Here is a 13,057-nt window from a genome sequence, read left to right on the forward strand (position 1 = left end):
GCATCTGGCAGCTCGAATGGAAAAATCGCCCCGATGGGCGGTGCGAATCGAGAATTCGCAAGATTTTCTGGCTGCTCCCGTCGGGAGAAGCCAAACAAGCAGGTGACCAAGCTGGGGAACGCTGATGGCTTACTCATACACTGAGAAAAAACGAATCCGCAAGGACTTTAGCAAGTTACCGCACGTTATGGACGTGCCGTATCTTTTGGCCATCCAGCTGGATTCGTACCGCGAATTCCTGCAGGCGGGAGCGACCAAGGATCAATTCCGCGACATTGGCTTGCATGCAGCCTTCAAATCCGTTTTTCCGATAATCAGCTATTCTGGCAACGCAGCGCTGGAGTACGTCGGCTATCGCCTGGGCGACCCGGCCTTCGACGTCAAGGAATGCGTGTTGCGCGGCGTGACCTTTGCTGTCCCGCTGCGAGTGAAAGTGCGCCTGATCATCTTTGATAAGGAATCCTCGAGCAAGGCGATCAAGGACATCAAGGAGCAGGAAGTCTACATGGGGGAAATCCCCCTGATGACCGAGAACGGTACCTTCATTATCAACGGTACCGAGCGCGTTATCGTGTCTCAGTTGCACCGTTCGCCAGGCGTATTCTTCGATCACGACCGCGGCAAGACCCACAGCTCGGGCAAGCTGCTTTATTCTGCTCGCATCATTCCGTACCGCGGATCCTGGTTGGACTTCGAGTTCGATCCGAAGGACGCTGTTTTCGTGCGTATCGACCGTCGTCGTAAGTTGCCGGCGTCCGTGTTGCTCCGCGCCTTGAATTACAGCACCGAAGAAATCCTCGATGCGTTCTACGACACCAACGTGTTCCATGTTAAGGGTGAAGCGCTGAGCCTCGAGCTTGTACCTCAGCGTCTGCGTGGCGAGATCGCTTCGTTCGACATCAAGGACGAGAATGGCAAGGTAATCGTTGAGCAGGGCCGCCGGATTACAGCGCGCCATATCAACCAGCTCGACAAGTCCGGCATCAAGGCGCTCGATATGCCGATGGACTACGTGCTGGGTCGCACTACGGCGAAGGCTATTGTTCACCCCGCCACTGGTGAAATCATTGCCGAGTGCAACACCGAGCTGACCGTCGAAGTGCTGGCCAAGCTGGTCAAGGCGCAGGTCGTGCGCTTTGAAACGCTGTACACCAACGACATCGATTGTGGGCCGTTCATTTCCGACACGCTGAAGATCGATTCGACCACCAATCAACTCGAAGCGTTGGTTGAGATCTACCGCATGATGCGTCCTGGCGAGCCGCCAACCAAGGACGCTGCCGAGACGTTATTCAACAATCTATTCTTCGCATCGGAACGTTACGATTTGTCGGCTGTAGGGCGGATGAAGTTCAACCGCCGCATCGGTCGTACTGAGATCGAAGGTTCTGGCGTACTCAGTCGCGAAGATATCGTTGCGGTATTGAAGACTCTGGTCGACATCCGTAACGGTAAAGGCGTAGTCGACGATATCGACCACCTGGGTAACCGCCGTGTCCGTTGTGTTGGCGAGATGGCCGAGAACCAGTTCCGTGTCGGTCTTGTGCGCGTTGAGCGTGCGGTCAAGGAACGTCTGTCGATGGCCGAAAGCGAAGGCCTGATGCCGCAGGATCTGATCAACGCCAAGCCGGTTGCGGCAGCGGTGAAGGAATTCTTCGGCTCCAGCCAGTTGTCGCAGTTCATGGACCAGAACAACCCGCTGTCAGAGATCACGCACAAGCGTCGTGTCTCTGCGCTCGGCCCGGGCGGTCTGACCCGCGAACGTGCAGGCTTTGAAGTGCGCGACGTACACCCGACCCATTACGGCCGGGTGTGCCCGATCGAGACGCCGGAAGGCCCAAACATCGGTTTGATCAACTCGCTGGCGGCCTACGCCCGCACCAACCAGTACGGCTTCTTGGAAAGCCCGTACCGCGTTGTGAAGGAAGGCGAAGTTACCGACGAGATCGTGTTCCTGTCGGCAATCGAAGAAGCTGACCACGTCATTGCGCAGGCCAGCGCCAAGCTGGACGGTCGTAAGTTGGTCGACGAGCTGGTTGCTGTTCGTCATCAGAACGAATTTACGGTCAAGGCGCCGGAAGACGTGACCCTGATGGACGTATCGCCGAAGCAGGTCGTATCCGTTGCCGCATCGCTGATTCCATTCCTCGAGCACGACGACGCCAACCGCGCTCTAATGGGCTCGAACATGCAGCGTCAGGCTGTACCGACCCTGCGTTCGGACAAACCGCTGGTCGGCACCGGGATGGAGCGTAACGTTGCGCGCGACTCTGGCGTTTGCGTTGTAGCCCGTCGTGGCGGCGTGATTGACTCGGTCGATGCGAGCCGTGTGGTTGTGCGTGTGCATGATGCGGAAGTTGAAACCGGTGAAGCCGGCGTCGACATCTACAACCTGACCAAGTACACCCGTTCCAACCAGAACACCTGCATCAATCAGCGCCCGCTCGTGAGCAAGGGTGATGTAGTCGAGCGTGGCGACATCATGGCAGACGGTCCGTCCACTGACATGGGTGAGCTGGCGCTCGGGCAGAACATGCGCGTCGCGTTCATGCCTTGGAACGGCTACAACTTCGAAGACTCCATTCTCCTGTCGGAGCGTGTGGTTCAGGAAGATCGTTTCACAACCATTCACATTCAGGAACTGACCTGCGTTTCCCGCGACACCAAGCTCGGCCCAGAAGAGATCACGGCGGACATTCCGAACGTGGGCGAAGCTGCGCTGAACAAGCTGGACGAGGCGGGCATCGTTTACGTCGGTGCTGAAGTAGGCGCTGGCGACATCCTGGTTGGCAAGGTCACGCCGAAGGGCGAAACCCAGCTGACGCCCGAAGAGAAGCTGCTGCGTGCGATCTTTGGTGAAAAGGCGTCGGACGTTAAAGACACCTCCCTGCGCGTGCCGACTGGTACCAAGGGCACGGTCATCGACGTTCAGGTCTTCATCCGTGATGGCGTAGAGCGAGATTCCCGCGCACTTGCGATCGAGAAGATGCAATTGGACGAGATCCGTAAGGATCTGAACGAAGAGTTCCGCATCGTTGAGGGTGCAACCTTCGAGCGTCTGCGTTCCGCACTTGTCGGCGCGACTGTAGAGGGTGGTGCGGGCCTTAAGAAAGGCGCGGTCATCACTGACGAGACCCTTGATGGACTCGAGCATGGGCAGTGGTTCAAGCTGCGCATGGCCGAGGACGCGCTCAACGAGCAGCTGGAGAAGGCGCAGGCCTACATTTCCGACCGCCGTCAGCTGCTCGACGACAAGTTCGAAGATAAGAAGCGCAAGCTCCAGCAGGGCGACGACCTGGCGCCGGGCGTACTGAAGATCGTCAAGGTGTACTTGGCAATCAAACGTCGCATCCAGCCTGGCGACAAGATGGCAGGCCGCCACGGCAACAAGGGTGTAGTCTCGGTCATCATGCCGGTTGAAGATATGCCTCACGATGCCAACGGCACGCCGGTCGATATCGTGCTGAACCCGTTGGGTGTTCCGTCGCGTATGAACGTCGGTCAGATTCTTGAAACCCACCTGGGCCTCGCGGCCAAGGGGTTGGGTGAAAAGATCAATCGCATGCTGGAAGAGCAGCGTAAGGTCGCTGAGCTACGCAAGTTCCTCACCGAAATCTATAACGAGATCGGTGGCCGTCAGGAAAACCTGGAAAGCTTCAGCGACCAGGAAATCCTCGATTTGGCGAAAAACCTTCGCGGTGGCGTGCCAATGGCAACGCCGGTGTTCGACGGTGCCAAGGAGCGTGAGATCAAGGCCATGCTGAAGCTGGCTGATCTGCCTGAGAGCGGTCAGATGCAGCTGTTTGATGGTCGTACCGGTAACAAGTTCGAGCGCACCACCACGGTTGGTTACATGTACATGCTCAAGCTCAACCACTTGGTCGACGACAAGATGCACGCGCGTTCCACCGGTTCCTACAGCCTGGTTACTCAGCAGCCGCTGGGTGGTAAGGCGCAGTTCGGTGGCCAGCGTTTCGGGGAGATGGAGGTATGGGCACTGGAAGCCTATGGTGCCGCCTACACCCTGCAGGAAATGCTCACGGTCAAGTCGGACGACGTGAACGGGCGGACCAAGATGTACAAGAACATCGTGGACGGCGATCACCGTATGGAGCCCGGCATGCCGGAGTCCTTCAACGTGTTGATCAAAGAGATCCGCTCGCTCGGTATCGACATCGATCTGGAAACCGAATAACCACGCACCGCCTATGCGGCGTCCGGCATCAGCCGGCCGTCGCAGGTCCGTGAGGAGGAAAGGCCTTGAAAGACTTGCTGAATCTGTTGAAAAACCAGGGTCAAATCGAAGAGTTCGATGCCATCAAGATTGCATTGGCTTCGCCCGAGATGATCCGTTCCTGGTCCTTTGGTGAAGTCAAGAAGCCAGAGACCATCAACTATCGTACGTTCAAGCCCGAGCGCGACGGCCTGTTCTGCGCCAAGATCTTTGGCCCGGTCAAGGACTATGAGTGCCTGTGCGGTAAGTACAAGCGCCTCAAGCATCGTGGCGTTATCTGTGAGAAGTGCGGCGTTGAAGTTGCGCTGGCGAAGGTGCGCCGTGAGCGTATGGCCCACATTGAGCTGGCTTCGCCGGTTGCTCACATCTGGTTCCTGAAGTCGTTGCCGAGCCGTATCGGCCTGCTGCTGGACATGACCCTGCGTGACATCGAGCGTGTGCTTTATTTCGAAAGCTACGTGGTGATTGATCCGGGCATGACCACCCTCGAGAAGGGTCAGCTGCTCAACGATGAACAGTATTTCGAAGCGTTGGAAGAGTTCGGTGACGACTTCGATGCCCGCATGGGCGCTGAAGCGGTGCGCGAGCTGCTGCACGAAATCGACCTGGAGCACGAGATCGGTCGGCTGCGCGAAGAGATTCCGCAGACCAACTCGGAAACCAAGATCAAAAAGCTGTCTAAGCGCCTCAAGCTGATGGAAGCCTTCCATGGCTCGGGCAACCTGCCTGAGTGGATGGTACTGACCGTGCTGCCGGTTCTGCCGCCGGACCTGCGTCCGCTGGTTCCGCTGGATGGCGGCCGTTTCGCGACATCGGATCTCAATGATCTGTATCGTCGTGTGATCAACCGTAACAACCGTCTGAAGCGCCTGCTCGACCTGTCGGCGCCGGACATCATCGTGCGCAACGAAAAGCGCATGCTGCAGGAAGCTGTCGACGCCCTGCTGGACAACGGCCGTCGCGGCCGTGCCATCACCGGTTCGAACAAGCGCCCGCTGAAATCCCTGGCCGACATGATCAAGGGCAAGCAGGGGCGTTTCCGTCAGAACCTGCTCGGCAAGCGCGTGGACTATTCCGGTCGTTCGGTGATCACCGTTGGCCCGACCCTGCGTCTGCATCAGTGCGGTCTGCCGAAGAAGATGGCCCTCGAGCTGTTCAAGCCGTTCATTTTCGGCAAGCTGGAAATGCGTGGCATGGCGACCACGATCAAGGCCGCCAAGAAGATGGTCGAGCGTGAACTGCCAGAGGTATGGGACGTTCTCGCTGAAGTCATCCGTGAACATCCCGTGCTGCTCAACCGCGCGCCGACCCTGCACCGTCTCGGTATCCAGGCGTTCGAGCCGGTCCTGATCGAAGGCAAGGCGATCCAGCTGCATCCGCTGGTCTGCGCCGCGTACAACGCCGACTTCGACGGTGACCAGATGGCCGTTCACGTGCCGCTGACGCTGGAAGCCCAGCTGGAAGCGCGTGCGCTGATGATGTCCACCAACAACATCCTGTCGCCCGCCAACGGCGAGCCGATCATCGTGCCGTCGCAGGACGTCGTCCTCGGTCTGTACTACATGACCCGCGAGGCGATCAACGCCAAGGGCGAGGGGCGCGTGTTCGCCGACCTGCAGGAAGTCGACCGTGTGTTCCGTGCTGGCGAGGCATCGCTGCACGCTCGCGTTAAGGTTCGGATCAACGAGACCATCAAGGATCGCGACGGCTCCATTACCAAGAACGTGCGTATCGTCGATACCACGGTCGGTCGCGCTCTGCTGTTCCAGGTCGTTCCGGCGGGTCTGCCGTTCGATGTGGTCAACCAGCCGATGAAAAAGAAGGCGATCTCCAAGTTGATTAACCTGTGCTACCGCACGGTTGGTCTGAAGGACACCGTCATCTTCGCTGACCAGCTGATGTACACCGGTTTCGCTTATTCCACTATCTCCGGTGTGTCGATTGGCGTTAATGACTTCGTCATCCCGGACGAAAAGGCCCGGATCATCGATGCGGCGACCGAGGAAGTGAAGGAGATCGAATCGCAGTACGCCTCTGGCCTGGTGACTCAGGGTGAGAAGTACAACAAGGTGATCGACCTCTGGTCCAAGGCCAACGATGAAGTGTCCAAGGCGATGATGGCTAACCTCTCGAAGGAGAAGGTCATCGACCGCGACGGCAATGAGGCTGAGCAGGACTCGTTCAACTCCATGTATATGATGGCCGACTCGGGCGCGCGGGGTTCCGCTGCCCAGATCCGTCAGTTGGCCGGTATGCGTGGCCTGATGGCCAAGCCGGATGGCTCGATCATCGAGACGCCGATTACAGCGAATTTCCGTGAAGGTCTGAACGTACTCCAGTACTTCATCTCCACTCACGGTGCTCGTAAAGGTCTGGCGGATACCGCGCTGAAAACCGCGAACTCCGGTTACTTGACCCGCCGTCTGGTAGACGTCGCGCAGGATCTGGTTGTTACCGAAGTGGATTGCGGTACCGAGCAGGGGCTCTTCATGACGCCGCACATCGAAGGCGGCGACGTCGTCGAGCCATTGGGTGAGCGTGTACTGGGTCGCGTTATTGCTCGTGATGTACTCAAGCCTGGTACCGAGGAAGTCCTTGTACCAGCCGGTACTCTGGTTGATGAGCAATGGGTCGATTTCATCGAGCTGAACAGCATCGACGAAGTTGTCGTTCGTTCGCCCATCAGCTGCGAAACCCGCTACGGGATCTGCGCCAAGTGCTACGGGCGTGACTTGGCACGTGGTCATCAGGTCAACATCGGTGAGGCGGTAGGCGTTATTGCTGCCCAGTCCATTGGTGAACCTGGTACCCAGCTGACCATGCGTACGTTCCACATTGGTGGTGCGGCCAGCCGAACGTCTGCTGTTGACAACGTTATGGTCAAGAACGGGGGTACTATCCGCCTGCATAACCTGAAGCACGTCGAGCGCGCAGATGGCGCCCTGGTCGCGGTTTCCCGTTCCGGTGAGCTGGCTGTCGCTGACGACTTCGGGCGTGAGCGCGAGCGTTACAAGCTCCCGTATGGTGCTGTTATTTCCATCAAGGAAGGCGACAAGGTCGATGCCGGCACTGTCGTGGCCAAGTGGGATCCGCACACTCACCCGATCGTGACCGAGATGAAGGGTGTCGTGACCTTCGTTGGCATGGAAGAGAACATCACCATCAAGCGTCAGACCGATGAGCTCACCGGTTTGACCAACATCGAAGTGATGGATCCGAAGGATCGTCCTGCTTCCGGCAAAGACATTCGCCCAGCGATCAAGATGGTCGATTCCAGTGGCAAGGAATTGCTCCTGCCGGGTACCGACGTACCTGCACAGTATTTCCTGCCTGCGAACGCCTTGGTAGGGGTGGCTGACGGCGCCGAGATCAATGTGGGTGACGTCATCGCACGTATCCCTCAAGAAACTTCGAAAACTCGCGACATCACGGGTGGTCTGCCGCGTGTTGCGGACCTCTTTGAGGCTCGTCGTCCTAAAGAGCCTTCAATCCTCGCAGAAATCAGCGGCACGATTTCCTTCGGCAAGGAAACCAAGGGCAAGCGCCGTCTGGTTATTACCCCAACCGATGGTACGGATCCTTACGAGGAGCTGATTCCGAAGTGGCGCCACCTGAACGTGTTTGAAGGCGAACAGGTAAATAAGGGTGAGGTAATCTCGGACGGCCCGAGCAACCCGCACGACATCCTGCGACTGCTTGGCGTGAGCGCACTGGCGAAATACATCGTCAACGAGATTCAGGACGTTTACCGCCTGCAGGGCGTAAAGATCAACGACAAGCACATCGAGACCATCCTGCGCCAGATGTTGCGCAAGGTTGAAGTCGCTGAGTCGGGGGATTCCAGTTTCATCAAGGGCGACCAGATGGAGCTTACCCAGGTCTTGGAAGAAAACGAGCGCCTCTCCGGCGACGACAAGTTCAGTTCGAAGTATATTCGGGTCTTGTTGGGTATCACCAAGGCGTCGCTCTCTACCGAATCGTTTATTTCGGCTGCCTCTTTCCAGGAAACCACTCGGGTTCTTACCGAGGCAGCGGTTACTGGAAAGCGCGATTACTTGCGCGGCCTGAAAGAAAACGTCGTCGTAGGTCGGTTGATTCCCGCGGGTACCGGTCTTCAGTATCACAGTGAACGCAAGCGCAAGCGTGAAGCTGACAAGCCGGTTCGCGTGAGTGCTGATGAAGTCGAAGCAGCGCTGACCGAGGCGCTGAACTCGAGCAGCAACTGATAGGGTCGCCTCGACGTAAGTCGGGGCGCACCTTGACGGTGTGCAGGAAGCTCTTTAGACTCTTGTACCCCTAAATTGGCGGGGCATCGCGCCCTGCCATTTTTCGTTTGTGTCGAAAGACAACAGTGGAGCTAGTAGATGGCAACGATTAACCAGCTGGTACGCCAGCCGCGCAAGCGCGTCGTCGAGAAAAGCGACGTCCCTGCGCTGCAGAACTGCCCGCAACGCCGTGGCGTGTGCACTCGTGTGTACACCACCACGCCAAAGAAACCGAACTCCGCACTGCGTAAAGTCTGCCGTGTTCGCCTGACCAACGGTTTTGAAGTCGCCTCCTACATTGGTGGTGAAGGTCATAACCTGCAAGAGCACAGCGTCGTGCTGATCCGTGGCGGTCGTGTAAAAGACCTCCCGGGTGTTCGCTACCACACTGTTCGCGGTTCGCTGGATACCTCCGGTGTTAAGGATCGTAAGCAGGGCCGTTCCAAGTACGGCACCAAGCGTCCGAAGTAATCAGAATTTTATTTACCTAAGTCGATAAGAGTAAGGTCGGGCGTAATGTCATCGTTACAGTCCCGAGCTAACCTGAAGACCGTTTGAGGGCTTATCAATGCCAAGACGTCGTGTAGCAGCCAAGCGCGAGATCCTTGACGATCCGAAATACGGAAGTCTGATCCTGGCCAAATTCATGAACCACGTGATGGAGAGCGGCAAGAAAGCCGTCGCAGAGCGTATCGTTTATGGTGCCTTGGAAAAGGTTAAAGAGCGCAAGAACACCGATCCCCTGGAAATCTTCGAAAAAGCACTCGACGCCATCGCTCCGCTGGTCGAAGTGAAGTCGCGCCGCGTAGGTGGTGCGACTTATCAGGTTCCGGTCGAGGTTCGTCCTTCCCGTCGTAACGCCCTGGCTATGCGCTGGCTGGTGGATGCCGCGCGTAAGCGTGGTGAGAAGTCCATGGCTCTGCGTTTGGCTGGCGAGCTGTCGGATGCGTTTGAGGGCAAGGGCGCTGCTGTGAAGAAGCGTGAAGATGTGCATCGCATGGCTGAAGCCAACAAGGCGTTCTCGCACTACCGTTTCTAATTCTGGCACCACTCAACTTGCGAGGGCTTTATGGCTCGTAACACAGCAATTAACCGCTACCGCAACATTGGTATTTGCGCACACGTTGATGCGGGCAAGACCACTACGACCGAGCGGATCCTGTTTTATACAGGTCTCAGCCATAAAATGGGTGAGGTTCACGACGGTGCGGCGACCACTGACTGGATGGTGCAGGAGCAGGAGCGTGGTATCACTATTACCTCTGCTGCTGTTACGACCTTCTGGAAGGGCTCAGCTGGTCAGTATGACAACTATCGCGTAAACGTCATCGACACCCCCGGCCACGTTGACTTCACTATTGAAGTAGAGCGCTCGCTGCGCGTGCTTGACGGCGCTGTCGTTGTCTTCTGCGGCACTTCCGGTGTAGAGCCTCAGTCCGAGACTGTATGGCGTCAGGCCAACAAGTACGGCGTTCCGCGTGTTGTTTACGTGAACAAGATGGACCGTGCGGGTGCAAATTTCCTGCGCGTCGTTAGTCAGATCAAGAATCGTCTCGGTCATACCCCGGTTCCGATTCAGCTCGCCATTGGCTCGGAAGAAAACTTCCAGGGTCAGGTCGACCTGATCAAGATGAAGGCTATCTACTGGAGCGACGAAGACAAGGGCACTACCTATCGTGAGGAAGAAATTCCTGACGATATGCTGGAGCTGGCTGAAGAATGGCGCTCCAACATGGTTGAGGCTGCTGCCGAGTCCAGTGAAGAGCTGATGAACAAGTATCTGGAAGGCGAAGAGCTGACCATAGACGAGATCAAAGCTGGTCTTCGCGCTCGCACCCTGGCTAATGAAATCGTTCCGGCTGTCTGCGGGTCGTCCTTCAAAAACAAGGGTGTTCCTCTTGTTCTCGACGCCGTTATCGAGTTCCTCCCGGCTCCGACCGAGATTCCTCCGATCAAGGGCATTCATCCGGATCTCATTGATAAGCCTAAGGAAGAGCTCGTTGATGCTGACTTCGATGAGCGTCATGCCGACGACGCGGAGCCGTTCTCCGCTCTAGCGTTCAAGATTGCCACCGACCCGTTCGTTGGTACCCTGACGTTCGTGCGGGTCTATTCAGGTTTCCTGAGTTCCGGCGACTCCGTGATCAACTCGGTCAAAGGAAAGAAAGAGCGCGTTGGTCGTATGGTGCAGATGCACGCCAACCAGCGTGAAGAGATCAAGGAAGTTCGCGCGGGTGATATCGCGGCTCTTATCGGCATGAAGGACGTCACCACTGGTGACACGCTGTGCAATGCTGACAAGCCGATCATCCTTGAGCGTATGGATTTCCCCGAGCCGGTTATCTCGGTAGCAGTCGAGCCGAAAACCAAGGCTGACCAAGAGAAGATGGGTATCGCGCTGGGCAAGCTTGCTCAGGAAGATCCTTCGTTCCGAGTCAAAACCGACGAAGAAACGGGTCAGACCATCATTTCCGGTATGGGTGAGCTTCACCTGGATATCCTCGTTGATCGCATGAAGCGTGAGTTCAACGTTGAGGCGAACATCGGTAAGCCGCAGGTTTCCTACCGCGAGAAAATCACCAAGAACTGCGAAATCGAAGGCAAGTTCGTGCGTCAGTCGGGTGGTCGTGGTCAGTTCGGTCATTGCTGGATTCGTTTTGCGCCGGCAGATGAAGGCCAGGAAGGTCTGGTCTTTGTGAACGAAGTCGTGGGTGGTGTGGTTCCGAAGGAATACATACCGGCCATCCAGAAGGGTATCGAAGAGCAGATGAAGAACGGTGTTGTTGCCGGTTATCCGCTTATCGGCCTGAAGGCGACCGTGTTCGATGGCTCCTACCATGACGTCGACTCCAACGAGATGGCGTTCAAGGTGGCCGCTTCCATGGCGACCAAGCAGCTGGCCCAGAAGGGTGGCGGTGTAGTGCTTGAGCCGATCATGAAGGTAGAGGTGGTAACCCCTGAGGACTACATGGGTGACGTGATGGGCGACCTGAATCGTCGTCGTGGTTTGATCCAGGGTATGGAAGACACAGTGTCCGGCAAGGTAATCCGTGCCGAAGTACCGCTGGGTGAAATGTTCGGTTATGCGACCGACGTTCGTTCCATGTCTCAGGGTCGCGCGAGCTACTCTATGGAATTCTCCAAATACTCCGAGGCTCCGTCGAATATCGTCGAAGCACTGGTTAAAAAACAAGGTTGATTCAGCCCTTTAAGTAAGAGGTTTACTGTCGTGGCTAAAGAAAAATTCGAACGTAACAAACCGCACCTGAACGTCGGCACCATTGGTCACGTTGACCATGGCAAAACCACGCTCACCGCTGCACTGACCAAGGTCTGTGCGGAAACCTGGGGCGGCTCTGCGCGTGACTTCTCGCAGATCGACAACGCGCCGGAAGAGAAGGCTCGTGGTATCACCATCAACACCTCCCACGTTGAATATGATTCCTCGATCCGTCACTACGCGCACGTTGACTGCCCAGGCCACGCTGACTATGTGAAGAACATGATCACCGGTGCTGCGCAGATGGACGGCGCGATCCTGGTTTGCTCCGCTGCTGACGGCCCGATGCCTCAGACTCGCGAGCACATCCTGCTGTCCCGTCAGGTTGGTGTTCCCTACATCGTTGTCTTCCTGAACAAGGCTGACATGGTGGACGACGCCGAGCTGCTGGAACTGGTCGAAATGGAAGTGCGTGACCTGCTCAGCACTTACGATTTCCCGGGCGACGACACTCCGATCATCATCGGTTCGGCGCTGATGGCTCTGAACGGCCAGGATGACAACGAAATGGGCGTGTCGGCCGTGCGCAAGCTGGTTGAAACTCTGGATAGCTACATTCCAGAGCCTGAGCGTGCCATCGACAAGCCATTCCTGATGCCGATCGAAGACGTGTTCTCCATCTCTGGTCGCGGCACTGTTGTGACCGGTCGTGTTGAGCGCGGTATCGTCAAGGTTCAGGAAGAGATCGAAATCGTCGGCATTCGTGACACCACCAAGACCACCTGCACCGGTGTTGAGATGTTCCGTAAGCTGCTCGACGAAGGTCGTGCGGGTGAGAACGTCGGCGTGCTGCTGCGCGGTACCAAGCGTGATGACGTCGAGCGTGGTCAGGTTCTGGCCAAGCCGGGCACCATCAAGCCGCACACTAAGTTCGAAGGCGAAGTCTACGTCCTGAGCAAGGAAGAAGGCGGCCGTCACACGCCGTTCTTCAAGGGCTATCGTCCGCAGTTCTACTTCCGGACCACCGACGTGACCGGTAACTGCGAGCTGCCAGAAGGCGTTGAGATGGTAATGCCGGGCGACAACATCAAGATGGTTGTCACCTTGATCGCCCCGATCGCCATGGAAGATGGCCTGCGTTTCGCAATTCGCGAAGGCGGCCGTACCGTTGGCGCTGGTGTGGTTGCCAAGATCATCGAGTAATATCTACGATGATGGAAAGGGCCCTTCGGGGCCCTTTTTCTATTCTTGATCATTTATTGACACCCCCTGGACCCATCCGTACAATTGCGCCTCCTTTTACCGGGCGTATGCGTTTGGTAGGGATGGCTAATTGGA

6 protein-coding genes are annotated in these 13,057 nt (G+C 57.0%); all 6 read left to right on the top strand.

Going from position 1 to position 13,057, the window contains the following annotated elements; all coding sequences use genetic code 11:
* Positions 1-124 precede the first annotated feature (124 nt).
* The 6 genes from rpoB to tuf all read left to right on the top strand — a co-directional run bounded on the left by rpoB (position 125) and on the right by tuf (position 12,922).
* A complete protein-coding gene (gene rpoB / locus K4O48_RS02815) occupies positions 125-4,195 on the top strand; it encodes a DNA-directed RNA polymerase subunit beta (RefSeq protein ID WP_222910655.1) in 4,071 nt (1,356 codons plus the stop codon).
* 65 nt (positions 4,196-4,260) lie between these two features.
* Positions 4,261-8,460 (top strand): DNA-directed RNA polymerase subunit beta', encoded by a 4,200-nt coding sequence (gene rpoC / locus K4O48_RS02820; RefSeq protein ID WP_222910656.1) that lies wholly within the window; start codon positions 4,261-4,263, stop codon positions 8,458-8,460.
* Between the two features lie 138 nt (positions 8,461-8,598).
* Positions 8,599-8,970 (top strand): 30S ribosomal protein S12, encoded by a 372-nt coding sequence (gene rpsL / locus K4O48_RS02825; protein WP_025240342.1) that lies wholly within the window; start codon positions 8,599-8,601, stop codon positions 8,968-8,970.
* Positions 8,971-9,067: 97 nt separating this feature from the next.
* Positions 9,068-9,538, top strand: a complete 471-nt coding sequence (gene rpsG / locus K4O48_RS02830; protein ID WP_019342051.1) for a 30S ribosomal protein S7 — start codon at positions 9,068-9,070, stop codon at positions 9,536-9,538.
* A 30-nt stretch (positions 9,539-9,568) separates the two neighbouring features.
* Positions 9,569-11,698, top strand: a complete 2,130-nt coding sequence (fusA, locus tag K4O48_RS02835; RefSeq protein ID WP_222910657.1) for an elongation factor G — start codon at positions 9,569-9,571, stop codon at positions 11,696-11,698.
* A 30-nt stretch (positions 11,699-11,728) separates the two neighbouring features.
* Entirely contained in the window at positions 11,729-12,922 is a 1,194-nt protein-coding gene (gene tuf / locus K4O48_RS02840; RefSeq protein ID WP_073301046.1) for an elongation factor Tu, read from the top strand.
* The last annotated feature ends 135 nt before the right edge of the window (positions 12,923-13,057 follow it).

The sequence above is a fragment of the Pseudomonas sp. DNDY-54 genome (assembly GCF_019880365.1).
GTDB classification, from domain to species: domain Bacteria; phylum Pseudomonadota; class Gammaproteobacteria; order Pseudomonadales; family Pseudomonadaceae; genus Stutzerimonas; species Stutzerimonas stutzeri_P.

Excerpts from the sequence above, each read along its gene's own strand:
- rpoB (WP_222910655.1), top strand. The coding sequence starts at position 125 with ATGGCTTACTCATACACTGAGAAAAAACGAATCCGCAAGGACTTTAGC.
- rpsL (WP_025240342.1), top strand. The coding sequence starts at position 8,599 with ATGGCAACGATTAACCAGCTGGTACGCCAGCCGCGCAAGCGCGTCGTC.
- fusA (WP_222910657.1), top strand. The coding sequence starts at position 9,569 with ATGGCTCGTAACACAGCAATTAACCGCTACCGCAACATTGGTATTTGC.
- rpsG (WP_019342051.1), top strand. The coding sequence starts at position 9,068 with ATGCCAAGACGTCGTGTAGCAGCCAAGCGCGAGATCCTTGACGATCCG.